20 protein-coding genes are annotated in these 26,129 nt (G+C 30.9%); 9 read left to right on the top strand and 11 right to left on the bottom strand.

Annotated elements, in window-relative coordinates; genetic code table 11:
* Positions 1-20 precede the first annotated feature (20 nt).
* From radC to L1S33_RS00570, 3 genes are read left to right on the top strand one after another with little or no spacing between them, the layout of a single operon-like run.
* Positions 21-707, top strand: coding sequence for a RadC family protein (gene radC / locus L1S33_RS00580; RefSeq protein ID WP_240560781.1), 687 nt, complete (start codon positions 21-23; stop codon positions 705-707).
* Between the two features lie 60 nt (positions 708-767).
* Positions 768-2,072, top strand: coding sequence for a polysaccharide deacetylase family protein (locus L1S33_RS00575; protein ID WP_240560780.1), 1,305 nt, complete (start codon positions 768-770; stop codon positions 2,070-2,072).
* A gap of 2 nt (positions 2,073-2,074) precedes the next feature.
* A complete protein-coding gene (locus tag L1S33_RS00570) occupies positions 2,075-2,980 on the top strand; it encodes a hypothetical protein (RefSeq protein WP_240560779.1) in 906 nt (301 codons plus the stop codon).
* Here L1S33_RS00570 and L1S33_RS00565 read toward each other — a convergent pair.
* On the bottom strand, positions 2,970-4,175 hold the full coding sequence (locus tag L1S33_RS00565) for an MATE family efflux transporter (RefSeq protein ID WP_240560777.1): 1,206 nt from the start codon (positions 4,173-4,175) through the stop codon (positions 2,970-2,972). The genes L1S33_RS00570 and L1S33_RS00565 overlap by 11 nt on opposite strands.
* Before the next feature lie 61 nt (positions 4,176-4,236).
* A complete protein-coding gene (locus tag L1S33_RS00560) occupies positions 4,237-5,373 on the bottom strand; it encodes a glycosyltransferase family 4 protein (protein ID WP_240560775.1) in 1,137 nt (378 codons plus the stop codon).
* A gap of 74 nt (positions 5,374-5,447) precedes the next feature.
* Here L1S33_RS00560 and L1S33_RS00555 point away from each other — a divergent pair, with 74 nt between their 5' ends.
* Both L1S33_RS00555 and L1S33_RS00550 read left to right on the top strand, forming a co-directional pair.
* Positions 5,448-6,131, top strand: a complete 684-nt coding sequence (locus L1S33_RS00555; RefSeq protein ID WP_240560773.1) for a YjjG family noncanonical pyrimidine nucleotidase — start codon at positions 5,448-5,450, stop codon at positions 6,129-6,131.
* A gap of 31 nt (positions 6,132-6,162) precedes the next feature.
* Positions 6,163-6,924 (top strand): hypothetical protein, encoded by a 762-nt coding sequence (locus L1S33_RS00550; protein ID WP_240560771.1) that lies wholly within the window; start codon positions 6,163-6,165, stop codon positions 6,922-6,924.
* A 124-nt stretch (positions 6,925-7,048) separates the two neighbouring features.
* On the opposite strand, the gene L1S33_RS00545 is transcribed toward L1S33_RS00550, so the two are convergent.
* Positions 7,049-8,320: a replication-associated recombination protein A gene (locus L1S33_RS00545; RefSeq protein ID WP_240560769.1), complete on the bottom strand. Its 1,272-nt coding sequence runs from the start codon at positions 8,318-8,320 to the stop codon at positions 7,049-7,051.
* Between the two features lie 76 nt (positions 8,321-8,396).
* On the opposite strand from L1S33_RS00545, the gene L1S33_RS00540 reads away from it, so the two are divergent.
* On the top strand, positions 8,397-9,086 hold the full coding sequence (locus tag L1S33_RS00540; protein WP_240560768.1) for a rhomboid family intramembrane serine protease: 690 nt from the start codon (positions 8,397-8,399) through the stop codon (positions 9,084-9,086).
* A 1-nt stretch (position 9,087) separates the two neighbouring features.
* Here L1S33_RS00540 and rlmB read toward each other — a convergent pair whose 3' ends face one another.
* The 8 genes from rlmB to L1S33_RS00500 form a co-directional block, all read right to left on the bottom strand.
* Positions 9,088-9,837 carry a 23S rRNA (guanosine(2251)-2'-O)-methyltransferase RlmB gene (rlmB, locus tag L1S33_RS00535; protein ID WP_240560767.1) on the bottom strand — a complete coding sequence of 250 codons (750 nt, stop codon included), beginning with the start codon at positions 9,835-9,837 and terminating at the stop codon, positions 9,088-9,090.
* Between the two features lie 81 nt (positions 9,838-9,918).
* On the bottom strand, positions 9,919-10,647 hold the full coding sequence (locus tag L1S33_RS00530; RefSeq protein ID WP_240560765.1) for a flagellar hook assembly protein FlgD: 729 nt from the start codon (positions 10,645-10,647) through the stop codon (positions 9,919-9,921).
* Positions 10,648-10,717: 70 nt separating this feature from the next.
* Positions 10,718-12,190: a RagB/SusD family nutrient uptake outer membrane protein gene (locus tag L1S33_RS00525; protein WP_240560764.1), complete on the bottom strand. Its 1,473-nt coding sequence runs from the start codon at positions 12,188-12,190 to the stop codon at positions 10,718-10,720.
* 22 nt (positions 12,191-12,212) lie between these two features.
* Positions 12,213-15,419: a SusC/RagA family TonB-linked outer membrane protein gene (locus L1S33_RS00520; RefSeq protein WP_240560763.1), complete on the bottom strand. Its 3,207-nt coding sequence runs from the start codon at positions 15,417-15,419 to the stop codon at positions 12,213-12,215.
* A 204-nt stretch (positions 15,420-15,623) separates the two neighbouring features.
* On the bottom strand, positions 15,624-16,346 hold the full coding sequence (locus L1S33_RS00515) for a hypothetical protein (protein WP_240560762.1): 723 nt from the start codon (positions 16,344-16,346) through the stop codon (positions 15,624-15,626).
* Between the two features lie 89 nt (positions 16,347-16,435).
* Complete coding sequence (locus L1S33_RS00510) at positions 16,436-17,926, bottom strand: SusD/RagB family nutrient-binding outer membrane lipoprotein (RefSeq protein WP_240560761.1); 1,491 nt, start codon at positions 17,924-17,926, stop codon at positions 16,436-16,438.
* Positions 17,927-17,942: 16 nt separating this feature from the next.
* Entirely contained in the window at positions 17,943-21,032 is a 3,090-nt protein-coding gene (locus L1S33_RS00505; RefSeq protein ID WP_240560760.1) for a SusC/RagA family TonB-linked outer membrane protein, read from the bottom strand.
* Between the two features lie 133 nt (positions 21,033-21,165).
* A complete protein-coding gene (locus tag L1S33_RS00500) occupies positions 21,166-22,794 on the bottom strand; it encodes a ShlB/FhaC/HecB family hemolysin secretion/activation protein (RefSeq protein WP_240560759.1) in 1,629 nt (542 codons plus the stop codon).
* 290 nt (positions 22,795-23,084) lie between these two features.
* Here L1S33_RS00500 and rpsL point away from each other — a divergent pair, with 290 nt between their 5' ends.
* The 3 genes from rpsL (at position 23,085) to fusA (ending at position 26,120) form a co-directional block, all read left to right on the top strand.
* Positions 23,085-23,459 (top strand): 30S ribosomal protein S12, encoded by a 375-nt coding sequence (gene rpsL / locus L1S33_RS00495; protein WP_072554214.1) that lies wholly within the window; start codon positions 23,085-23,087, stop codon positions 23,457-23,459.
* A 63-nt stretch (positions 23,460-23,522) separates the two neighbouring features.
* Positions 23,523-23,999: a 30S ribosomal protein S7 gene (gene rpsG / locus L1S33_RS00490; protein ID WP_072554215.1), complete on the top strand. Its 477-nt coding sequence runs from the start codon at positions 23,523-23,525 to the stop codon at positions 23,997-23,999.
* 3 nt (positions 24,000-24,002) lie between these two features.
* The gene (fusA, locus tag L1S33_RS00485; protein ID WP_240560758.1) at positions 24,003-26,120 is read left to right on the top strand and encodes an elongation factor G; all 2,118 of its coding nucleotides are present in this window, start codon (positions 24,003-24,005) and stop codon (positions 26,118-26,120) included.
* The last annotated feature ends 9 nt before the right edge of the window (positions 26,121-26,129 follow it).

Below are 26,129 nucleotides of genomic sequence, written 5' to 3'. Positions count from 1 at the left end.
TTGTTAAAAAAGCTAAAAAAATGGAAAAGTTAACTATAAAGTCATGGGCTTTAGATGATCGACCGCGAGAAAAACTAGTTTCAAAAGGAAAAGCAGCATTATCCGATGCAGAACTAATTGCCATATTAATAGGCTCAGGAAATAGGCAAGAAAGTGCCGTAGCATTATCCAAAAGAATTTTACAATCGGTAAATAATAATTTAAACAAGTTGTCGCGTTTATCTGTAGAAGAATTACAAGTTTTTAAAGGAATAGGAGAAGCTAAAGCAATTTCAATAATAACGGCTTTAGAATTAGGCAAAAGAAGACAGTTTGAAGAAACTTCAATAAACCCAAAAATAACAAGTAGTAATAGTGCATTTAAAATAATGCAGCCTGTAATTGGAGATTTAGCTCACGAAGAATTTTGGGTTTTATATCTCAATAATGCTAACAAAGTATTAGAGAAACATCAAATTAGTAAAGGAGGTTTAACTGCAACTTTGGTAGATGTTAGATTGTTGTGTAAAAGAGCTTTAGAACTATCTGCAATTGGTATGATTGTTTGTCATAATCATCCGTCAGGAAAACTACAACCAAGTAATTCAGACAAGACATTAACTCAAAAAATAAAACAAGCAGCAATAACCCTAGATATTACATTGCTAGATCATTTAATAATAACCGAAAAAGCGTATTTTAGCTTCGCAGATGAAGGATTAATATAGTTTACAGTTTTAGTAAGCGACTGACTGAAAACTGCAACTGCCAACTGCTAACTGAACAGAATGATATTAGTTTACACACATAAAATTACTCCAAGACTTCGCTATATATTTAAGCACATCTTTACCAGAACATTGCTTATATCTATCGATTTTACAACAAAAATTGAAGACTTTGTGGCACATAGTGGCGCTAAAATGTCCTATACAAAAGTACCTTTAGGGAGTGAGTTTTTTATTAAAAGTAACGATTTACTATTTGAACAAGGTGTTAATGATGTAGATATTACCATTCAAAAATGGGAAGAGATTCCTTGTTTTTTTCCATCTGGCGCAAAATCGGCTATTCCGTTTGATATTTTTGCAGCAAGTTTTTATTTAATAACCCGTTACGAAGAATATTTACCACACGTTAAAGATAAACATGGGCGTTACACAGCAGACCAAAGTTTAGCTTTTAATAAAGGTTTTTTAGAAAAACCAGTTATAGACATTTGGGCGTATAAATTCTTATCAGTATTACAAGAAAAATTTCCAGAGCATCCGTACAAAAAAAGAGAATATAACTATATTTCTACCATTGATGTAGATAATGCGTATGCATACAAGCATAAAGGTTTTGTAAGAACTATTGGCGGATTTTTAAATGACTTCTACAAATTAAAGATTTTTAATATTTGGGATAGATTTGCAGTTAGAGCAGGTTTTAAAAAAGATCCTTTTGATACTTTTGAGAAAATTATCAACCTAAAAAAAGAATTAGAAGTAAGAACTATTTTCTTCTTTTTAATTGGAGATTATACAACGTTTGATACAAATATTTCAGCAGCTAAAAACAAGTTCAGGTTGCTTATTAAAGATATGGTAGATTATGCAAGAGTTGGTTTACATCCTTCATATTTTACAATGAATAATTTACAACTTCTAAAGAAAGAGAAAAAACGTTTAGAAAGCATTACTAATATGCCAATAAAACGATCTCGACAACATTTTTTAAAATTCGATTTACCAGAAACCTATCAAATATTAATAGATTTAGAAATAGAAGAAGACTATTCTATGGGTTACGCAAGTCATGTTGGTTTTAGGGCAAGTACTTGTACGCCATTTTATTTTTACGATTTAGATTTTGAAATTCAAACACCTTTAAAAATATTTCCTTTTGCAGTAATGGATACAACTTTAAACGATTATATGAAGTTAACTCCAAAACAATCTTTAGGTAGAATTCGTGATTTAAAAAACGAAGTAAAACACGTAAACGGAACCTTTATAACCTTGTTTCATAACGAGAGTTTAAGTAATTATTTACGTTGGAAAGGTTGGGGACGTTTGTATGGTTCTATGTTAAAAATTGTAAATAAATAAATATGATTCGTTTAGTTGAACGCAAACATATTGATGTTGAAAAATACGATGCTTGTATACAAAATGCACAGCAAAGCAACATTTTTGCGTTCTCATGGTATTTAGATATTGTTACAGATAATTGGAGCGTTTTTGTCTTGGAAGATTATGAAGCGGTAATGCCAGTTACTTGGAGAAGGAAATACTTAATAAAATATGCATATCAACCATTGTGGACATTACAGCTCGGTATTTTTTCAACAGAAATTATTGATGAAAATGAGTTTTTAATTGAATTATTCGATGAATTTAAATACACAGATTTAAGAATGAATTCTAAAAATTCTTTTACAATGTTTCAAGATAGTTGTTTAGATAGATATTTACAATATTTAACCTTAAACTTCGATGATGCAACTATTTTTAAGAACTATAAAAGCGATAGAAAAAAAGATTTAAGAAGAGCTAAAAAAGCAGATTTAACAGAAAAATGGAATGATAATCCTGCAAATTTAATTCAACTTTTTAAAGAGAATATAGGTAAGAAAGCTAAAGGAATTACAGAAAAAGATTACGGAAACTTATTAAAACTTATGCAAACCTGTATAGAAAGAAGAGTAGGAGAGTTGCTTTCTATTTACGATAGCGATAATAAACTAGTTGCTTCAGGATTTTTTTTAAAAGATGTAGACAGGGTTTCAATATTAGTTTCTTCAACGGATTTTAAAAATCGTAAAAACGGAGCAAATACTTTTTTAATCGATCGCGCTATTTTTAAATATAGAAATGGTTTTAAAGAATTTGGTTTTGGAGGTTCTTCAATAAGTTCTATTGCTAAATACTTTAACAGTTTTGGAGCTAAAACAGAAACTTATCAGCAATTAAAAAAGAATAACTTACCTAAGTTTATACGTTTTTTTAAGAAGTAGTATTCACTTCTTTTTTATATAAAATTGCAAAACATATTGCTGAAGTAATACCAGTAAACCACATTAATAAAGCAGAGGTAATTGCCGCGCCTTTTATACCAAAATTTGGAATTAAATAATAGTTGCTAATTACGTTTATTATTAAAGCAACAGATATAATATAATAGTTTACATGCGCTTTACCAATTGAAGATAGTAGGTTTCCAAATAAACCTCTAAGTAGCAAAATTCCACAAACACCAATGGTTAAGATTATAAAACTACTAGAAAATTGTATAAAACTGTCATCAAATATTGATAGAATTTCTTCAGCAAATAAAACTGAAAACAAAAGCAAAAGGATACTAACAATAAAAAACAACAACATGTAACTTTTTATATAGTTGAAAATGTATTTTTTATTGTAAATTTTTTCAGTAAAAGCAACAAAATCCGTTGCTATAAAAACTCTTGGTAAAAACAAAATACTAAATGGAATTATAGATACATATCTGTAATTAGTAACCATCTCTGCATCTTTTAAAAGATAACCAATTAAGAAAACATCTATAACAAAAAGTAATTGTGTTGCTACATTAGCCAAGCTTGCGAAAAAACCATACTTCCAAAACGAAATATCTACAATTGATGGTTTTAGTGTTGTTTTTAGTGTAAAACTACTATTCTTGTAAAGTGCTAAAACAGTAATTGTTGGTGCTAAAAGTAACGCAAAAACGTAACCTATTTCTCTGTATAAGGAGCTTAAAACAAATACAAGTATAATTAAAATTGTGTTGTAAAGAATTTCAGTAAAAGCAAATTGTTTATTATTATGTTCTAGTCTAAATTTAATTTTTAGCATTTCGAAAGCAAACATCGGAAGTACCAGAAAAGATAAAAGAGCTAAAAATTTATAAGTGTTTTCAAACTCAAAAGGGATAAAATAACTTGTAATAATTATTGATAAAATCATCAATAATGAAACAAAAACCCCTTTTTTAAACGTATAAGAAAATAGGTTGTCTTTCTCTTGTTTTGTTTTTAATAAAGCTCCGTATCTAATTAACCCTTGACTTAACCCTAGTCCACTAAACGGAATAATAAAGGATATAATGTTAAAAGCAAATAACACAACTCCTAATTCTTTATTTGGTATAAGTTGTAATGCAACCCAAGAAGCTAAAAAAGATAAGAACCTAGAAATTATGGTAGCCATAAAGACATAACTACCAGATCTGTTTAAGAAATTTTGAATATAGTTCTTTAAGAGTTTCAAATTATGCTTTTAAAGATTTATGATATATCTCAGAAAATTGATTAGATATTGCTTTTTTACTGTAGTTTTTTACGATAAAATCATGCATTTTAAGTTGATCACCTTTCTTTGAAGCCTGCTTAAAATTTTCGATTTCTTCCAATAAAGCAACTTTATCTTTAATAGATATAATTTTATAAAATTCTTCGTTTTGCTCAAGTTCATTTAAAATACCGGTATTTGTAGAAATAACAGGAACTCCACAAGATAATGCTTCTGCCATAACAATTCCAAAAGTTTCGTAATTACTAAACGAAATATAAATGTCCGCTTCTTGTAAATAGGTTACTAATATTTCTTGAGGAACATGATTAATAAACTCAATTTTGGCTTTTGAGAAATTTAATGTATTTATTAATTCCTGATATTGATCTTGTTTGCCGCCAACAAATTTCCATGTAAATTCACCAATTTTATTTTCTAGCTGTTTAGCAACTTTTAACATACCAGAAATGTTTTTATGATGATCTAATAAGCTAGATACATGCAACAAATTAAAAACGGTATTAGTCTTTTTTTTAGGTGTAAATAAGGACGTATCTACAACGTTCCCTATTTTTTGGTAGTTTCCTTTAAACTTGTTTTTTAACATAGAATCTTCTAACTCAGTAGAAACTGGGCAAATTAAAAATGCATTTTTACATATTAGTTTTGAAATGTTTTTTTCAATAAAACTAATATCATTTACTTGCGGATAAAGATATCTAGTCCAATGTTCTGTAATTATGTATTTCTTTTTTTTAAACCACTTTAAATACAAAGCAAATAAGCCAAAAGGATATAAAACATTTAAGTGTACTAAATCAATAGAATTTATTTTACTTAAAATTGTTTTAAAAGCTTTCAAAAATAAAATTCCTTTTAAAAACGGATTTTTAGTTGCTTTTACATAAGCAATATGTGTTTTTACTCCATTTATTATCTCAAAAGAATACTCAATATTTTGAGAGTAATTTTTATCCGTTACAACATGTAATACACTAACTGTATTTTCTAAAGTTACAGCTTCTGCATGTCTCTGAATAAAATCACCATTAGTAGGGTTTACCTTTGAAGGATACCATCCGCAGAGAAATAAAATATGCAGTTTCTTACTCAATTTTTAAAGGATTTAAGACAATAAATTTAAACGAAAATACGCTAATATTATTCAAATTAAAGTATTTTAGACGTATGAATATTAAACACGTTTTTTTCGATTTAGATCATACGTTATGGGATTTTGATAAAAATTCTGAGCTTACCTTTCAAGAAGTCTTTCAAGAATTAGAAATATCCATCAAAGTAAATGATTTTTTAGAAGTCTATATGCCAATTAATTTAAATTATTGGAGGCTTTTTAGAGAAGAAAAAGTTAGTAAATCTAAATTGCGTTATGGTAGATTAAAAGATTCATTTAATGCACTTGAATTTACTATTTCAGATGGAAAAATTAATAAAATAGCAGATTTATATATAGAATATTTACCTAACTATAATTATCTTCTTGAAGGGACTTTGGACTTGTTAGATTATTTGAAATCAAAATATAAAATGCACATAATTACCAATGGTTTTGATGAGGTACAACATTTAAAAATAAAAAAATCGGGTTTAAATTCTTATTTTGATAAAATAATAACATCTGAAAGTGTAGGTGTTAAAAAACCAAATCCAAAAATATTTGAGTTTGCATTAAATCAAGCAAATACTATTCCGCAAGAAAGTATTATGATTGGAGATAGTTATGATGCAGATGTTATTGGAGCTCTCGAGTTTGGTATGATGGCAATACATTGTAACTTTAAAGCTGCTGAAAACAAAATAGGAGGTATACTTTCTGTCAATTCTTTAAAACAAATAAAAGACTATCTTTAAGTCATATTCTTATATTTAAAAACAACTAACAATGATTAAAAAAATAATTTATTTAATATTTCTTTTTTTAGCTATAAATGCATTTTCTCAAGAAAAAAGCATCAATAATTATAAATATATAATTATTCCAACACAGTTCGAATGGTTAAGTTCTCCAGATAAACATCAAGTTAATTCTTTGACCAAGTTTTTGTTTAAAAAATATGGTTTTACTGCTTTTTTAAGTGATGAAAAGTTACCTAGCGATTTATCCATTAATAGATGTCTAGCTTTAACGGCAAATGTTAAAAATTCTTCTAAAATGCTTTCCATAGCAAATTTTATAGAATTAAAAGATTGTTCTAATAATGTTATATTCACTTCAATTGAAGGTAAAAGTAAAAGTAAAGATTACAAAAAAGCTTATCAGGAAGCCATAAGAAATGCTTTTGTTTCCGTTAAAAATTTAAATTACAATTACCAACCTCTTAAAGACGAAACAGAAGTTAAAGAAGTCTTGCCGCCAATTGTAAACCCAGGAGTTAAAGTTGTTCCAGAAAAAGAGATAGAATTAAAAGAAGAAACAAAAGAAATTGAAGAAAACAATGTTTTATACGCTCAAAAAAAATCTAATGGTTTCCAATTGGTTAACACAAAACCAGCAATAGTTTTTCAAATTTTAAAATCTAGTAAAAAAGATTTCTTTTTTATTAAAAATTTAGACGGAGTATTTTTTAAAAATGGTAACAATTGGATTGCAGAATATTATAAGAATGGACAATTAGTTCAAAAAACATATCAGATTAAATTTTAGGGCATGCCATTAAAAAACCGAAAAGCAGTAGCTGCTTTTCGGTTTTTTAATGTCGGGCTTTACACTATATCTTTTTTGATAAAAACAAAAAAAGGATGCCGTTTCAATCCCTCATGCGAGCTAGCTAATAGCCATATTTATCTTTCCAACGCTCTCTCAATTTTTCTCTAAATTGATTTTCTCTGGCGTTGTTTCCTGGTTCGTATAATTTCGTGTTTGTTATTTCATCTGGTAAAAACTCTTGATCAATAAAATTACCGTCATAATTATGAGAGTATTGATAATTTTTACCATAATCTAAATCTTTCATTAATTTTGTTGGCGCATTTCTTAAATGCAAAGGAATCGATAAATCTCCCGTTTTTCTAACTAAATCTTGCGCTACGTTAATTGCCATATAAGAAGCATTACTTTTTGCTGAGTTTGCTAAATATACAGCACACTGGCTTAGTATTATTCGGGATTCTGGATGTCCTATCACAGAAACTGCCTGAAAAGTGTTGTTTGCTAAAATTAAAGCAGTAGGATTTGCATTTCCAATATCTTCCGAAGCCAAAATTAAAAGTCTTCGTGCAATAAACTTCACATCTTCACCACCTTCAATCATTCTTGCTAAATAATACACAGCCGCATTTGGATCACTTCCTCTAATAGATTTTATAAATGCCGAAATTATATCATAATGTTGTTCGCCAGTTTTATCATATCTAACAGTATTTTTCTGAATCTTTTCTAAAACCAGTTTATTAGTTATAGTAATTTTATCTTCAGCAATAACTAATAATTCAAATATATTCAACAATTTACGAGCATCTCCGCCAGAAACTTGAAGTAAAGCTTCCGTTTCTTTTAATGTAATATTTTTATCCTTTAAAATTTCATCCTTTTCCATTGCTCTTTTTATTAAAGCAACTAAATCATTTTTATCAAAGGAATTTAAAATATAAACTTGACATCTAGAGAGTAGGGCAGGTATAACTTCAAAACTTGGGTTTTCTGTAGTTGCACCAATAAGTGTTACCCAACCTTTTTCTACAGCACCTAATAAAGAATCTTGTTGAGATTTACTAAATCTATGAATTTCATCAATAAATAAAATAGGATTTTTAGCAGTAAATAAACCACCACTTTTTTTAGCCTTTTCAATTATTTCTCTAACATCTTTTACTCCAGAACTAATTGCACTTAATGTATAAAATGGACGTCCAGATTCGTTTGCGATAATGTTTGCCAGCGTAGTTTTTCCAATTCCTGGAGGTCCCCATAAAATTAAAGAAGGTATAATACCTTGTTTTATATGATTTGTTAAAATACCTGTTTTACCAACCAAATGTTGTTGACTAATATAGTCTTCTAATTTTTTTGGTCGTATTCTTTCTGCCAAAGGTTCGTTCATTCAGTAAAAATAATAAAGATTTCTGACAGGTATTCAGTAAATATTAAATGGTTAAGTTTTTGTTACCTTTATTTTAATGTTAAACGATAAAGAACTTAAGTTTTCTAAACAAACCATTTTAATTCCAATACTATCTGTGGTTATAATTTGGTTTGTATATTGGTTAGAAATTAATTTTAATTACAACTTTAATAAGTTTGGAGTTTTTCCAAGAACAATTAAAGGTTTCAGAGGTGTTTTCTTATCACCTTTTATCCATAGTAATACAAGCCATTTATTTAATAACTCTATACCATTATTTATATTTTTAACTAGTTTATTATTTTTTTATAAAAAAGTAGCTTTAAAAGTTTTAGTTTATGGTGGATTATTAACTGGCCTTTTTACTTGGATAATTGCTCGAGATTCCTATCATATTGGAGCAAGTGGAATAGTATATTTACTATTCAGTTTTATATTCTTTAGTGGTATCTTAAAAAGACATTTAAGATTAATATCACTTTCTTTAGTGGTTATTTTCCTTTATGGAAGCATGATTTGGTATGTATTGCCTATTAAAGAAGGAATGTCTTGGGAAGGACATTTATCTGGATTTGTTGCTGGAATTATTTTCGCCTTTTTATATAAAGGAAAAGGAATTGTAAAAGAAGAATTTCAATTTACACAAACTGAGTTTGATGAAATGTTTGATGAAGAGGGTAATTTAATTCTTCAGGAAGAAATTTATGAGACAAACCTTCCTGAAGAATCAGATAATTTAAAATAGGTTACTGTTTTAATGTTCTTTGTCTAACGTTTTCGTATAGAAAAGCCCCACAAGCAACTGAAACATTTAAAGAGCCTATTTCCCCTAATAGAGGAAGTTTAGCTTTATAATCAACCATTTTTAGTACAGATGGATTAACACCTCTGTGTTCAGATCCCATTACAATTGCAATTGGCTGATTAAAATTGATATCAAAAACCGAATCTTCAGTTTTTTCAGTGGCAGCTACTGTTTTTATTTCTGAGGCTTGTAGCAAGTATAATGCATCTTTTATATGATCTACTCTACAAATTGGTACTTTAAAAGCTGCACCAGCAGAAGTTTTTATTGTTTCTGCGTTTACTGGCGCGCTACCACTTTTCTGTATTATTATTCCATTAACTCCAGTACATTCAGCCGTTCTTATTATTGCCCCAAAATTTCTAACATCAGAAATTTGATCTAATAAAAGAAATAAAGGAGTTTTATTGTCTTCAACTGTTTTCTCTATTAACTCTTCTAAATCATAAAAATCTATTTGAGAAATTTGAGCTACAGCTCCTTGGTGATTACTGTTTTTTGATAACCTATCTAATTTTTCCACAGGAACTTGACTAACAGATATTTTATTTTTTTTAATTAGTTTATCTAATTCAAAAAACAAATCTCCGCGTAATCCTTTTTGTAGATATACCTTGTTTAGTGTAGAGCCGGATTCTATTGCTTCTATAATTGCTCTTATTCCAAATATATTTGTTGTTTCATTTTGCATATTGCAAAGGTATGTAAAGTTTATGCATAAAAAAACCACCTCGAAAGGTGGTTTTTAAATTATTTTATTGAAATTACTTTCTTATTGAATTGTAAAACTAACAGTTTGACCAGATCCAAAATTTCCAACAATATTCACTAAAGTAGTTCCGTTATATGTTGCTTCAACTGAACCGTTTGCAGGATAAGATAGTCCATCACCATAACTATCAGTTATAGTAAAAGTATAATCTCCTGGGATTAAACATATTTGAGAAGAATAACTTCCTAATCCATCAGCCCAAGAACCAGCAGAAAACACTACGTTTCCACTAGAATCTTTAATGCTAATAGCATTTTCACTTGCGTAACCATCAAAAACAACACTTATTTCTGTTTGTTCATTTGGACAAACACGAGTAACATTTAATATTAATTTTTCACCTACAGCGATTTCATCACTAGATTCAAACTTTAATGCTACCGTTTTACTTGCTGTAAAATCTAATCCAATATCCTTAAAGTTAAGGTTAATTGCACCTTCATTAGTTCCAGCTGGGATTGTTACTGACGATGATACAGTATATGCAGCAGGATCAGCAGTAGATTCATCTTCAATTACTGATATATTGATAGTTCTATCAGTACTAGTTGTGTTTGTTGTGTAAATTTTGATCTCTCTTGATTCTTCAGAACCTACTGTTACGCCTAAACTCATTTCAGTTTTTTCAAAAGAAATATATTTTAACGCAGAAGTTTCTATATCTTCTTTACAACTTGTAAAAGTTAAAAATGTAAAAGAAAATAATAATAAAAATATTTGTTTTTTCATAATTGTTAAATTTTATAATGTAAAATAGAAAGTTTCTTAAATGAATAAGAAACTTTCTAAAATCACAATATTAGTCTATAAATGGGTTGTTTTGAACTTCAGCACGTGGAATTTCGTAAGTTAATCTTTCATCAGTATGAGGAATAGATAAACCTGCAAGAAAAACGTGGTTAGAACCTCTAGTCATCATTTGTTTATTTCTCTTCATAGATAAATAACTCTTACCTTCACCCCATAATTCAATTCTAGTTTGTAAAACTACTTCATCTAAAAGAGCATCACCACTTAAACCATCTACATAAGCATAATCAGCAGCGCTACTAAATCTTTGAGATAATAATTGTTTAAGTCTAGTACGTGCAGCAGCAGGTTGATTTTCTTTAGCTGCCATCTCTGCAGATAATAAATACATTTCAGCTACTCTCATATAAATATAATCATCTTCAATATTTCTTTGTCCACCAATAACTCTTGCAGCATTGTAAAATTTGTTACGTGGTTGTAAAGAGTTTGAAGTATCAAATTGAGTTTTTCTTACATCATTTGCATTAATTGATGCATATAAACCATTATCCATACCTTTTTTATCTCCAGCCCATTGGTAGCTGTATGTAAATACATCCATTTGTCCCCACCAAGAGATTAAGTCTAAACCGTTAGTTAAAGTAATGTCAAATCCCCAAATCCATCCTGGAGTAGCTGCATTATTAAATCCACCAGTAACTTCGCTTGAAGTCATTAAAGGATAACCAGAAGCAATTACTTGATCAGCTAAACCTTTAGCTAATAAGTTAGATGCGCTATCTCCTTTGGCTGCATAAACATATGCTAATAATGCTTTAGCTACGTCTTGATTAACAGAAGATTTACTAGTTCTATTGAAACCATTTAAGAATGATACAGCAGATGTTAAATCTTCGATCATGAAATCATATACTTCGCTCATTGGAGCTTGACCTAATACTGGGTCATTAGCATCCTTGTATAAAGGTAATATAGCTTCTGAACCATTATATTCTGCTTGATAGTATTGTGATAAATAAAAATATGCGTATGCTCTTAATGCTTTAGCTTGACCTAAAGAATATTTAGCATTATCAGACTCTGGCACTATATCATTACCTCCTAAAGAGTTAATTACTAAGTTAGCCGACCTTATTACTCTATAGTAATATCTCCAAGGCGTATAATTATCCGTATTAGCATAATCAATTGTTGATAATAAGTTTGCAAAATCACCATACCTATTATAGTTATTTGCAGTTAATGCTAAATCACCAGATAAAAAGTCTGACATAATATCATACCCTTTTTGTCCAAAATCCTCATGGCTAGTTGTTCCTCCAGTTCCAGTATTTATCATCATAGAATAAATACCGTTTAGATTTGCATCTAAAATTGCTGGATTTAATTGACCAGACTCACCTGCATCATCTACATTAATAAATGATGTAGGGCTTTTTTCTAATAGCTCGTCTCCACAACTAAAAAATGTTGCAGTTACTGCTATAGCAAGTACTGTTTTTAAAAAATTACGTTTCATTTTTTTTTAGTTTAATAGTTAATTATATTTTAACACGAACACCAAGTGTAAATGTTGATAATGGTGTATACTGGTATCTTGCAGAAGATCCTATTAAAGAAGCAGAAGGATTAAATCCATCTCTAGCACTTAATAAAAATAAATTATCTCCAGCTACCCAAACACTAACATTAGAAATACCTGTTTCGCTTAAATACTTAGACGGTAGGTTATAACCAATCCTTACATTATTTAATGCTAAATAATCAGAACTTGTTAAAAAACGTGTAGACACACTATTAACGTTGATGTTTTGGTTACTATAAATTCTAGGAACGTTAGTTACGTCACCTGGATTTTGCCATCTATCTCTTATGTCAACGTGATAGTTATTACTACCTGCTTGACGGCTACCTAAGACACTTGCATAATTACCATCGTAACCATAACCACCTAAACTATAAGCAAACTGAGATGTGATATCAAAGTCATGTATTTTAGCAGATAATCTAAATGCACCTCTTACAGTAGGAATTGCAGATTTTCCAACAAATTTACTAGTAGCTTCTTGGTATACGTTAGTAAGTGCTTGTTTAACTTCCGTTGTTGGGTTTCTAACTTGGTATTCAAATAAATCTAAAATTTCTTCTCCAGAGTCAAAACTTCCATTTGAATTAGTATCAACATAATTTGTTTCCCATAACGGATCTCCATTAGCAGCATCTACTCCTGCCCATACTGGCATATAGTAATCATATCTACTATGTCCTTCAGCTCTACCGAAACTACCATCAATGTCAATAATTTTATCTCTACCTTCTGCAGCATCAAATGGCATTTTAGTAATTTCATTATCTAACATTTCACCATTAACAGATAAGTCTAATTTAAAATTTTCTTTATCTATAATATGTCCAGTTAAATCAAATTCAAAACCTCTGTTTACAATAGATCCATCATTTGTAGTATCAATTGCATCACCTGTAGAAATAGGTACACGTACGCTAAAAATTAAATCTTCAGTATCTTTAATATAGTAATCTAAAGAACCATCAATTACATTGTTGAAAAGTGTAAATTCAGTACCAACCTGATACATTTTACTTGACTCCCAAGTTAATTCTGGGTTTTGTCTAGGTCTAACAATTAATGAGATGTTTCCATCTAAATTGTCAATATCATATCCATTTTGTCCAGAGTAAAAATCTACACCACCTTGGTCTCCTTGAATACCGTAACTAGCTTTTAATTTTAAATAGTTTACAAATGAATTATCACTCATAAAGTCTTCTTTACTCATAATCCAAGATGCACCTGCAGACCAGAATGTACCCCACTTATTTACAGCAAAACGAGAAGAACCATCACGTCTTATTGTACCAGATAAGTAATATTTGCTTAAATAGTTATAGTTAACTTGTGCAAAATAACTTTCAATTCCTGTTTCTTCAGTATATCCTGATGGATCACTACCAGTGTTAATGTAGTTAGAAGGATTATCTAATCCGTTAACTAAGTTTACAACAGTATTTTTACTAATAAAAGTACGATCTCTTTTCCATTCATTTGTTTCATGTGCTACTAAAGCAGAAATGTAATGATCTCCAAAACTCTTATTATAATTTACCATTTGTAAAAAGTTCTGAGTTAAAGCTTGTCTTTGCTCTTTAAATAAACTACCTCCTTGACCTACAGCAGAACCGTAGAAAGGGTTATTTATACTATCGTCAATAAAGCTGTAGTAATTTGCACCATATTTAGCTGTAAAAGATAAATCTTCAGTAAAGTTTACTTTAAAAGAAAAGTTTCCGTTTACAGAGTGACGTTTATTTTGATCTAAATTGTATGTTGCATCTGCTACGGCATTTGTTAAACCTCCAAAACCTCTGTTTTGTCCATAATCATATTGGTTTCCTCCATAAAAAGGGTCAGGAACAATTGAACCACTTGCATCTCTTAAAAATAAAGGATAAATAGATGGAATGTTATCAGTAAACCAAAAAATAGAACCAGAATCTGAAGATTGTCCATTTGTAGTTTGTACACCATAAGAATAATCTATGTTAGCATTTGCTTCTAACCATTCAGCAGGCTTATGAGTAACATTTAATCTTGTAGAGTAACGTTTATAATCTGAATTTATTACATAACCAGCATCATCTAAATAACCGAAAGAAGAAAAATAAGTTGTGTTATCATTACCACCACTCATACTTAAGTTTGCTTCTGTTCTAATTGAAGATTGAAATCCATAGTCAGCCCAATTCTCTGGAGTGTATTTTCTAGTAACACCAGGTCTAACTGTTCCAGTTGTAGGGTCAATTAATTCGCTTGTGTTAGCTACATTCCACATGTTATAATCTGGGCTAATACCTGCACCTGAAAATAATCTATCATTTGCATAAGTTACAGGATCTGCACTTCCTAAGAATTCTCCTGTATTTTTTAATGCTTCCCATCCTATACCAATATACTCTTCTTGGTCTGTGATTACATTATAAGAAGGTAAAAGTCTCATGTTTACACCTGTCTTAACGTCAACAGAAATGTTAGAAACACCGTTTCTACCTTTTTTTGTAGTTATAACAATAACACCATTTGCTCCCCTAGAACCATATATTGAAGTTGCAGTTGCATCTTTTAATACAGTTGTAGATTCTATATCAGCTGGGTTAATGTTACTAATACTGTTTAAGTAAGGTACACCATCCACAACATATAAAGGACTACTATTACCATTAATAGTACCAAAACCTCTAATTCTAATTGTTGCAGCAGATCCAGGTTGACCTGAACTGTTAATTACTGTTACACCAGCAACCTCTCCTGCTAATGCTTGAGAAACGTTTGATACAGATTTAGCTTCAATGTTTTCACTTTTAACAACCTTAGCTGTACCTGTATATGCTTGTTTAGTAGAAACACCATAACCAGTTACAATTACCTCGTCTAATAAAGTGTCAGCTTTCATCACTAAGCTGATATTATTAGGAAGGCCCACTGTTTTTTCAACTGCTACCATTCCTACAAAACTAAAAACTAATACATCTCCAGTTTTAGCTTTGATAGTATAGTTACCATCAAAATCTGTTTCTGTTCCAGATGTAGTTCCTTTTTTTAATACGGTTACCCCTGGTAAAGGACCTGTTTCATCAGAAACAGTACCAGAAATAGTCCTTTCTTGTGCAAAGGAAATTTGCACAACCAACGCTAGTAGAAGCGTTAAAATTCCATTAAACTTTGTCTTCATTGTATAATTATTTGAATTAATTAATCGCTAAAATCTTAAATTTATCTTAATACGACAACTTTTTTAACATAAAAATGTTCCAAATAAGTTGTTTTATGTATTGTTAGATGTTTGTTTATTGGTTTATCACAAAAAAAAACACTCCACTATTAAATTTAGTAGAGTGTTTTTAAAATATGATATATTTTGAAATTGAAAGAGGTTCTAATTCGTTAATTTATTGTTATGAGTTAATATTTTTAATACATCTTTTTCTTTCTTGTAAGAAAGTTTATTGTCTTTAATGTATTTTTTTATTTCTTTTTGATTTTTAGGGTCAATTGTTTTTAAAATATTTTTTTTGCTAAGTTTTACTTCGGATAATTGATTGTTTTTTAGGGTGAAATATTTTATTACTTTAACATATTCAGCTGGTCTAAGTTGTTGGTTCGTCATTTTGTTTAAAACTGCTTTTTTAAGTTTTCCTGAATAATTCTTAAAAAAAGAAATTTTAGATGGTTTGTCAATTAATATTTCGAAATATTTATTTTCAATTTTTATAAATTTGTTGTCACTTATTTTTACTTCTTTTAAATCAGTGTATATAAAGACACTATCTTTTGATGTTTTAGAAATGAATTTTTCAATGTCTAAATCAAAATTAATATTAGGTAAATCATATTTCTTATTATTTTTAGTGATTATAGATGATTTGTTTTTCCAATTTTTATAGAGATAAAAACTACCTTTTATATTTGAGTTTTCTGTTTTTTTTAAAAGGTTATTGTCAATAAATTGAAAAGAACCATTTAGTTTAGATAGGTTAAAATCTAATAAACTTTCTGTAGAGCTTCTCGGTCCACTGCCAACTAAAGCCAAATCTGAACTTCCCTGACAAAAAAGGCTAATATTAAATGTCAATGTTATTAGTAAAGTAAATGTTTTCATTTGTTTTTTTATAAAAATACAAAATTTACATAAAAAAAAAGGTAGAAAATATAATTTTCTACCTTTTTAGTACTATTTAATGTAATATATTATTTATCCCACCATAACTTTGTAGATAATGCATCTGGGCCTTGAGCGTTAACAGCTGCATTGTAGCTTGCAGTGTTTTGGCTTGGTTCCGCAGAAGGATAACCGTGTCTTACAGGAATTGTAGTTCCTGTTAATATATCAACTGCTGGAGTTAGTACTGGGAAATCTAAACGTCTCCATTCAGCCCATGCTTCATAAGGTTGGTAAAATAATGCTAACCACTTTTGTTCTGCAATTTGTTGCAAACCAGTAGATGCGTTATATGCAACACCAGACATTCCAATATAAGTTGTTGCATCTGCACTTGAAACACCCCATTGCTCCATTGAAGCTTTTATTCCATCTTCATAAAATGTTTGTGCATTTCCACCAATCCATCCCAATAAAACAGCTTCTGCTTTATTAAATGATACTTGTGCATAGGTAAACATTGGTACTTCTGTTTCTCCGTTTTTAATTAAATTATCATTCATAAATGATACATCATCATTTGGAATAGTACCTGCTCCGTCCCAACCATATTGTAAACCTACATATGTTCCTGTAGATACTGCTGGTTCGCCAAACATAGGTAGTCTTGGGTCATTTCTAGTTGGGTCTTGCATATAGTCAACAAGCACGTCACTTAAACATTCATCTGTTCTTGCATCGTCTATGTAGTCATCTTGATAAGGGTTGTCATATTGGTCATCTGAAATAAATGGGAACATTATGTTTTCACTTACAGAAGAAATTGCTCCAGGCATTGCTTGGGTGAATTTAGTTGCAGCATAATCCCCTGCAGCTGGATACACCTTAGCTAAACGAATTGCCATATTCATTTTTAATGTATTTGCAAACTTTTTCCATTTTGTCATATCACCGCCATAAAAGATGTCTCCATCTGGGCCTGCTCCAGCATCCATTTGAGCTAAAGCTTCATCAATTTGGTCAAAAGAACCTTTGTAAATTGCTTCTTGGCTATCATATGCTGGGTAAGGAGAAGCAACACCGCCAAGTGCCTCGCTGTAAGGTAACATTCCCCATCTATCAGTCATCCATTGGTAATAATAAGCAGTTAAAATTTTAGCTACAGCGATTTGATTGTTATTTGAACCAAAGGCAGACATTGCTGTTGCTGTTTCTGGATCTGAATTTACATCTATAATAGTTTGAAGTGCTAAAATTGGTTTATTATAAATACCAACATTACCTTGTTGTCCAGTTCCACTTCCTGTAATGTTCCAACTGAAGTTTATTGTTTGATATCTAGACTCTTCAGTATATTGAGTTTGAGATAAATGTTGCACATACAAAGATGGTGTTGCTGTTCCGTCTAAGGTTACTGCTCCAGATAGTTTTGCTTGTGCTCCTGTTAATAGTGATGATGGAATTGCAGTTGACGGGTTGTTAAGATTGTCGTTAGTTCCTCCAAAATCATATGATTCACAACTATACATTAAAGAAAGTATAGCTGTAAATGCAAATGCTTTATATATTATTTTTTTCATTTTTAAAATTTTTAAATTAAAATCTTATTTTAATATTCATACCGAAAGTTCTAGCACTTGGTGCTTGTCCTCCTTCTTCCCATCTGTATCCGCCAGCACTACTATTCTCAATTTCAGAAGGGTCAATGCCTTTAACGTCAGAGTAAATTAACCATAAATTGTTAGCAAACGCATTTAAGGTTATATCTTCAATAGGTGTGTTTTCAAAATGTTTAGACGATAATGTATAGCCTAAAGATAATTGTCTAAGTTTTATATAAGACGCATCATATAACCATCTTTCGTGTAGGGCAAATAAACTCGGCCAATAAGATGATGCATCTACGTGATAAGAAACAGGTGCGCCAGAAGTCATGTCTACTCCTTCAACTAGAACACCACCTCCATTAGCTACAGGGTCTCTTACTGGGTTTCCAAGGTCATTGTTACCTACAGTTTCTATACCTAAACCAGAGTAATTGTTAAACATTTTTGTTACTGAAAAATATTTCCCTCCTTTTTGGAAATCAATATTAGCAGATAAAGTAATGTTTTTATAAGTAATAGAATTTGTTAAACCACCAGTAAAATCTGGTAATAAATTACCTAAATATTGATTCTGATCAAATTGTACAGCACCGGAAGCATCAAGCATTTGGTTTCCATCTGCATCTCTTCTGATTTTACGTCCGTAAAAAGCACCCCATTCTTCACCAACTCTAGCTTCTAGAGTTAAACCTCTCCAAGAAGTGTCTAGTACATCTGTTGTGATTTCTTCACCTGTAGTAGGGTCAATATATAACTCATCAACAGTTCTTTTTAATGTCGCAAAATTAAGACCTATATTCCATGTTAAATTATCATTTTTAATAGGAGTTCCTGAAATAGCAACTTCAATACCATTAGAAGAGAGTCTACCTGAATTTATACTTGAAGACGTATAACCTGTAGCACCTGTTAACGGTACTTGAATTGGAAGATTATTATCTTTTCTGTCAAAATAAGTAAAATCTATTCCTAATCTATTTCTAAAAAATTGTAGTTCAGCACCTAATTCAAGTTCTTCTCTTATTCCACCTTCTAATAGGTTGTTAGCTTGGTTTGCCGTTGGATAAAAAGGTATTGTACCATTAAAAGAACCACCTGTGTTGTATGTTTGTTGTAATTCATTTACTCCAGGGAAACTTGGAGCCTCTGCAAAACCTGCTCTAATTTTTCCAAAACTTAAAGCATCAAAATCTAAGACTTTGTGGAATAAGAAGCTTAACGATCCTCCTTTTGTTATAACTCTATTGTTTTCTTTATTTGCATTAGAGTTCCAATCAGATCTTATAGATCCGTCTAAATATAACATATCCTTATAGCCGAAAGAAGCTGTAGCAAATACCGCTCTATTTTTTTCATTCCATTCTCTATTCGTATATACAGGTCTGTCTTTAGAAGAAGCAACTGTGAAAATACCAGGAATTGTTAAACCACCACTAGTAGCTCCATCAATATACCTTCTTTGCCATTGTCTTAATTCAGTACCTGCTGTAGCTGTAACATCTAAATCTTCAGTTAAATCTGTGTTGTAAGTAGCGGCTCCAAAAAATTCAGTAGATGTTGTTGTGTCATCTCTTTGTGTGAAAGAAGTTTGGTTTAAACCACCAAATGCAACTCTAGCATCACTTTTATAGGCATTTACAGCTCTTCTTGCTTCAACGTTTATAGTTAAATTGTCAGTTGGTTTATAGTTAAGCCCTAAATTACCATATGTTGCGTTTTTTGTTTGATGTTTTAAGTTTAAATCAGTTTCGAAAAACGGAGAATCCCAATATTGAGGGTTTGGATCGGTAGTGCTTCTCATGTTCCATGAGTAAAATTGACCATTTTGGTTGTAGCCATCTCTCAATCTATTCATGTCAACCTGTCTTTGAAACCATTGGTTAAAGTTAGATGCAACGTTACCATATCCTTCAGTAGGGTTGTTTAACGTTTTTCTATGTTGATAATTAAGGTTCGTATATACTTCTACTTGCTCTGAGATATCAAAACTAGCACCAACGCTAATTTGTTGTAAGTTTCTTTCTGAGTTAGGCATAACTCCCTCTATGTCAACATTTCTTAAAACAGTTTTTATGTTATAGCCTTCACCGCCTTTACTAAACGCTAAAGAAGTATTGGTTGTAATACCACTTTCATAAAAATCTTGTACATTGTCTGGGTTAGCAGACCAAGGCCTTAATTCACCATAAGTTGAAGATCCTGGAATCCAACTATCCCAATGTCTTACTAAGGTACCATCTAAACGTGGTCCCCAAGATTCATCAGCAGCATAATTTGGTATATTTTGACCATTTAAAGTGCTAAAAGTTTGTGTGTATCCACCACCATATTCATTTTGATATTCAGGTAGAATATATACGTTAGAAACCTGTAGAGATTGGTCAAGTACAAAAGAAGTTTTACCTTTCTTTGCTTTTTTGGTAGTAATAATTACAACACCATTTTTTCCAATAGGACCATATAGAGCTGTAGCTCCACTACCTTTTAATACACTTAAGTCTTCAATGTCATCAGTGTTAATGTCAGCTGAGTTTTCAATTTTAACACCATCTACTACATATAGTAAATTGCTTTCACCTCTTAATCTAACTACTGCGTTTGCGAAACCAGAACTAGGTGCGCCTAATAATTGAACACCAGCAACTTTACCAGCGATAGCATTGTTAACATCCACTTCTTTGGTTTGAGTTAACTGTTCTCCTTTTACAGATTGTTGAGCAAAACCAAGTGATTTTTTTTCTCTTTTTATTCCTAATGCGGTTATAACAACCTCCTCAAGAACATTGGCATCCTCTTCCATTAATACATTAATAGTGCTTGATGTTCCAACCACTTTCTCAGTAGTTTTCATTCCAACATAGCTAAAAACTAACGTAGCTCCTGTTTTTGTTTTGATAGAGTAATTTCCATCAAAATCTGTTTCAACCCCTTGGGTTGTTCCTTTAATTAAAACTCCAACACCTGGTAAACCACCTGTGCTGTCAGATACTGTTCCGGAAACAGTTCTGTCTTGTGCAAATGAGGCATGCACAATAAACGCTAGAAACAGCGTTAAGATTCCTTTAAACTTTGTTTTCATACTTGATTATTTGAATTATTAAAGGCTAAATTCTTAATTTTATCTTAAATAACCTATTAAAATGTTAAATAAGTGTGAAAAAATCATATTTTCTTGTAAGGTTTGATCTTTTATTTAGACTTAAATGAATTGATTAAAAATAGCTAAGGAAGCTTATGAGTAATTTAGATTGTTTAAAGTCAAATGGTTGACTAGTTGTTTTACCTAAAACATAGCCGAGATTTATTTGAGAGTTGTTAATTTTAAATAAATACCCAAAACCAAAACCATATAGGTTTTCATTAGTTGTATTTGAAATTTTTACTCTTCCGAAGTCTGTAATAGAATATAGGTAAGAATTTTGCGATGTTAAATACCTGTATTCTAAATTTATGAAACTGAATTGAGATGTGAAAATGCTCTGTTCATTAAAACCTCTAATTGAATTTGCTCCACCAATTCTATATAATTCATTATCAATAAAATTGTCTGAGTTTAAGTGTCCGGTTTCGTTTTTAATATAAATAGAGCTCCTGTTGTTTAAATCCCATAGATATGATACTTCAATATTAATTTTAAATTGGTCTGTTTTTATGTTTTCGCTATTTCTGTACCCGAAAGATGGGTTTAGCCTAATTAGGAATTTATCATTATGAAAAGCGTCGTTTTTAGATTTTCGATATGTTAATTGAGCACCTAAAAAAGTGTTTTCAAAATCTTTTACGGTTTCACTGGTGTTATTTTGAAGTGTGTTTTCTGATGTTTCAGAATCAAAAGTTAATGCGATATCCATTTTAGGTTTTATTTTGTAGTTTATACCTGTGTGGAATTTTGTGCTTAAAAAAGTAGAGTCCTGTTTGTAAATAGAGAAAGATAAGTTTGGGGTAAATGCAGAGTTAAAAATATATGGCACCTCTGTTGTTATTTTAAATTCTTGTCTTTCTTCACCATTGGCTTTCCAAAACAATTCGAATTTCTCTCCTGTGTGTAAAATGTTATTTAATTTTAAATCTAAATGACCGTTAAAAAGCAATCCCTTTCCATTTTCTTTTGAAGCAAAATTTAATAAGCCGTCAAAGCTATTTGTTTTTTGCTCTTTTAGATAGATGTATAATAAGGTGGAGTCTTTACTGAATAAAATTTCTGGTGGTTTAATTTCTGAAATAAAATCTAAAGAATTAATTGTAGAAGAAATTTCTTCTATTTTTTGTTGATTGAAGATAGTTTCCTTTTTTACATTCAGGAAACGTTTCAGGTGAGGTTTAGAAAATTGATTATACCCTTTAACTATAATCTTGTTAATTGATCTTTCTTTTGATTGATAAATATCTAATTCAGCATGTAGGAAGTTTTCTTTAAGTTGAATGTTTTTTAGTTTAACTTCTGAGAAAGACTTGCCCTTGTTTTCTAATTCACTAGATATTGAAGAAAGAAAAGGGGATAATTCTTCAATTGCAATAATTGCAGTGTCATTTTTAATTAAATAGATTTTGTTTGTATGTGTCTTATTCTCGTTTAGTTTTATCAGTGCTTTTTCTGTTCTGTTCCTTAATGTAAAATAAGAAGTGTAGGTTTTGTTCTTGTTAATTATACTGTCTATAGAGTTTAAGAAGTATCCAAAATATTTTAGTTTTTCTGAGATAATATTTACCTCATTATATATGTCTTTTTCTGATTTTTGATTCTCGATGAAAATCAGTTTCTTTAAAAAAGTATTTTCTAGGCTATCTTTTGATTTAATTTTTAGCAGTAACTCTTGTCCAAAAACTTCGTTAAAAGTCAATGTTAAAATTACTATACATATATATGAGGTTGTTTTTTTTATCAAAAGGAAATAAGTAAAGTGAAAATTATTGGTAAATGTACTAAATCAAAACCACCAAAAAAGGTAATTACAGGGGAATTATTGTTTTTAAAACGCTTGTTTTTTTATGTGTTTTTTAATGTTGAAAAATCATTTTAAAAAAATAACTACCTGATATTTGCTTAATTGGATATTAGTTGTACATTTGCGCACTCTTATAATTAAGAGAAAAAAGATTTAAGTAGAACGAAAATTAGCAACAATTTAGTATGCCAACTATTCAACAATTAGTTCGTAAAGGAAGAACCAAAATAACTAAGAAGAGTAAATCGGCCGCTTTATTAAGTTGTCCACAACGTCGTGGAGTTTGTACTCGTGTATATACTACAACACCAAAGAAACCTAACTCAGCAATGCGTAAAGTAGCGCGTGTAAGGTTAACAAATGGTAACGAGATCAACGCATACATTGGCGGTGAAGGACACAACTTACAAGAGCACTCGATAGTATTAGTTAGAGGTGGAAGGGTAAAAGACTTACCAGGTGTAAAGTATCACGTAGTACGTGGAGCTTTAGATACTGCAGGAGTTGAAGGAAGAACGCAACGTAGATCAAAATACGGAGCTAAACGCCCAAAGAAGTAAAAAGAGGTTAAAGGTACGTAGGTATTAATAACTAAAATTAATTAACTTTTTTAATGTAAAGACATGAGAAAAAGAAAAGCGAAAAAAAGAGAGCTTTTGCCAGATCCAAGGTTTAACGACCAGTTAGTTACGCGTTTTGTAAACAACTTAATGTGGGACGGTAAAAAATCTGTAGCTTTTAAAGTATTTTACGATGCAATGGATATCGTAGAAGAAAAAAAGACTGACGAAGAGAAGTCAGCACTAGAAATTTGGAAAGAAGGTTTATCTAATGTAATGCCTCACGTAGAAGTAAGATCTCGTCGTGTTGGTGGAGCAACATTCCAGATTCCAATGCAAATTCGCCCAGATCGTAAAGTATCTATGGCAATTAAATGGATGATTACTTACACACGTAAGCGTAACGAGAAAACAATGGCTCAACGTTTGGCAGCAGAAGTTTTAGCAGCAGCTAAAGAAGAAGGTGCAGCGGTTAAAAAGCGTACAGATACGCATAAGATGGCTGAAGCAAACAAAGCATTCTCACACTTTAGATTCTAAGAAATGGCTAGAGATTTAAAATTTACAAGAAATATTGGTATTGCTGCACATATTGATGCAGGAAAAACTACAACTACAGAACGTGTATTGTATTATACAGGTGTTTCACATAAAATTGGTGAAGTACATGATGGTGCAGCTACAATGGACTGGATGGAGCAAGAGCAAGAAAGAGGTATTACAATTACTTCTGCAGCTACAACTTGTGAGTGGAAGTTCCCATTAGAAAATGGAGAAGCAACTCCAGAAACTAAAGGATATCACTTTAATATTATTGATACTCCAGGTCACGTTGATTTTACAGTAGAAGTAAATAGATCATTAAGAGTACTTGATGGTTTAGTATTTTTATTTAGTGCAGTTGATGGTGTTGAGCCTCAATCTGAGACTAACTGGAGATTGGCTGATAACTATAAAGTACCAAGAATTGGTTTCGTTAACAAAATGGACCGTCAAGGATCTGACTTTTTAGGAGTTTGTCAACAAGTAAAAGACATGTTAAAATCTAACGCGGTGCCAATCGTTTTAAACATTGGAGACGAAGATGATTTTAAAGGTGTTATTGATTTAGTAAAAAACCGTGCTATTGTATGGCATGATGCAACTCAAGGAGCAACTTTCGATATTATCGAGATTCCTGAGGATATGAAAGAAGAAGCTCGTAAGTACCGTGCACTTTTAATTGAAGAAGTAGCAAGTTATGATGAGAATCTTTTAGAAAAATTCATGGAAGATGAAAATTCTATTACAGAAGAAGAAGTGCATGCTGCACTTAGAGCTGCTGTAATGGATATGGCAATTATTCCTATGATTTGTGGATCTGCTTTTAAAAATAAAGGTGTTCAGTTCTTATTAGATGCTGTGTGTCGTTATTTGCCTTCTCCTTTAGATAAGGAAGCTGTAGTTGGAGTAAATCCAGATACAGATGAAGAAGAAAAAAGAAAGCCAGATGCTAAGGAGCCTTTTGCTGCTTTAGCATTTAAAATTGCTACAGACCCTTTTGTTGGGCGTTTAGCATTTTTTAGAGCATATTCTGGTCGTTTAGATGCAGGTTCTTATGTTTTAAATAACCGTTCAGGTAAAAAAGAACGTATTTCTCGTATCTATCAGATGCACGCTAATAAGCAAAATGCTATCGATTATATTGAAGCAGGAGATATTGGTGCAGCTGTAGGTTTTAAATCTATTAAAACTGGAGATACATTATCAGATGAAAAACATCCTATTGTTTTAGAATCTATGGACTTCCCAGATCCAGTAATTGGTATTGCGGTTGAGCCTAAAACTAAAGCAGATGTAGATAAGTTAGGTATGTCTTTAGCAAAATTAGCTGAAGAAGATCCAACATTTACAGTTAGAACAGATGAAGCTTCAGGGCAAACTATTATCTCAGGAATGGGAGAGTTACACTTAGATATTATTGTTGATCGTTTAAGACGTGAATTCAAGGTGGAAGTTAACGAAGGTCAACCTCAAGTTGAGTATAAAGAAGCTATTACTGCTTCTGCAGATCATAGAGAAGTTTACAAGAAACAATCTGGTGGACGTGGTAAATTTGCTGACATTGTATTTACAATGGAGCCAGCAGACGAAGGTGTGCAAGGTTTACAATTCGAATCTGTAATTAAAGGTGGTAATGTTCCTAAAGAATTTGTTCCTTCTGTAGAGAAAGGTTTCAAAGAGGCTATGAACAATGGTCCTTTAGCGGGTTATGAAATGGATTCTATGAAGGTAACTTTAAGAGATGGTTCTTTCCACCCTGTGGATTCTGATCAATTATCTTTTGAATTAGCTGCAAAAATGGGCTTTAAAGCTGCTTCTAAAGCTGCAAAAGCTAAAATTATGGAGCCAATCATGAAGTTAGAAGTGTTAACTCCTGAAGAAAACATGGGAGATATCGTAGGAGATTTAAATAGAAGACGTGGTCAAGTATCTGATATGTCTGATAGAGCTGGAGCAAAAGTTGTAAAAGCAACAGTTCCATTATCAGAAATGTTTGGTTATGTTACAGCATTAAGAACAATGTCTTCTGGTAGAGCAACTTCTACTATGGAATTTTCTCACTATGCAGAAACACCTTCTAATGTTTCAGAAGAAGTAATTGCAAAAGCTAAAGGATAATTTACTAAA

Source organism: Tenacibaculum aquimarinum (assembly GCF_022478115.1).
In the GTDB taxonomy this organism is placed as follows: Bacteria; Bacteroidota; Bacteroidia; order Flavobacteriales; family Flavobacteriaceae; genus Polaribacter; species Polaribacter aquimarinum_A.
Note: the sequence above shows the minus strand (reverse complement) of the source record. Positions and strands in the feature narration are given on the sequence as shown.

Bases quoted from the DNA above. Each gene is read 5' to 3' on its own strand.
- L1S33_RS00525 (WP_240560764.1), bottom strand. From the start codon at position 12,190: ATGAAACGTAATTTTTTAAAAACAGTACTTGCTATAGCAGTAACTGCA.
- L1S33_RS00520 (WP_240560763.1), bottom strand. From the start codon at position 15,419: ATGAAGACAAAGTTTAATGGAATTTTAACGCTTCTACTAGCGTTGGTT.
- L1S33_RS00545 (WP_240560769.1), bottom strand. From the start codon at position 8,320: ATGAACGAACCTTTGGCAGAAAGAATACGACCAAAAAAATTAGAAGAC.
- L1S33_RS00555 (WP_240560773.1), top strand. From the start codon at position 5,448: ATGAATATTAAACACGTTTTTTTCGATTTAGATCATACGTTATGGGAT.
- L1S33_RS00515 (WP_240560762.1), bottom strand. From the start codon at position 16,346: ATGAAAACATTTACTTTACTAATAACATTGACATTTAATATTAGCCTT.
- L1S33_RS00530 (WP_240560765.1), bottom strand. From the start codon at position 10,647: ATGAAAAAACAAATATTTTTATTATTATTTTCTTTTACATTTTTAACT.
- radC (WP_240560781.1), top strand. From the start codon at position 21: ATGGAAAAGTTAACTATAAAGTCATGGGCTTTAGATGATCGACCGCGA.
- rpsL (WP_072554214.1), top strand. From the start codon at position 23,085: ATGCCAACTATTCAACAATTAGTTCGTAAAGGAAGAACCAAAATAACT.
- L1S33_RS00540 (WP_240560768.1), top strand. From the start codon at position 8,397: ATGTTAAACGATAAAGAACTTAAGTTTTCTAAACAAACCATTTTAATT.
- rpsG (WP_072554215.1), top strand. From the start codon at position 23,523: ATGAGAAAAAGAAAAGCGAAAAAAAGAGAGCTTTTGCCAGATCCAAGG.
- L1S33_RS00510 (WP_240560761.1), bottom strand. From the start codon at position 17,926: ATGAAAAAAATAATATATAAAGCATTTGCATTTACAGCTATACTTTCT.
- rlmB (WP_240560767.1), bottom strand. From the start codon at position 9,837: ATGCAAAATGAAACAACAAATATATTTGGAATAAGAGCAATTATAGAA.
- L1S33_RS00565 (WP_240560777.1), bottom strand. From the start codon at position 4,175: ATGGCTACCATAATTTCTAGGTTCTTATCTTTTTTAGCTTCTTGGGTT.
- L1S33_RS00550 (WP_240560771.1), top strand. From the start codon at position 6,163: ATGATTAAAAAAATAATTTATTTAATATTTCTTTTTTTAGCTATAAAT.
- L1S33_RS00575 (WP_240560780.1), top strand. From the start codon at position 768: ATGATATTAGTTTACACACATAAAATTACTCCAAGACTTCGCTATATA.
- L1S33_RS00570 (WP_240560779.1), top strand. From the start codon at position 2,075: ATGATTCGTTTAGTTGAACGCAAACATATTGATGTTGAAAAATACGAT.
- fusA (WP_240560758.1), top strand. From the start codon at position 24,003: ATGGCTAGAGATTTAAAATTTACAAGAAATATTGGTATTGCTGCACAT.
- L1S33_RS00505 (WP_240560760.1), bottom strand. From the start codon at position 21,032: ATGAAAACAAAGTTTAAAGGAATCTTAACGCTGTTTCTAGCGTTTATT.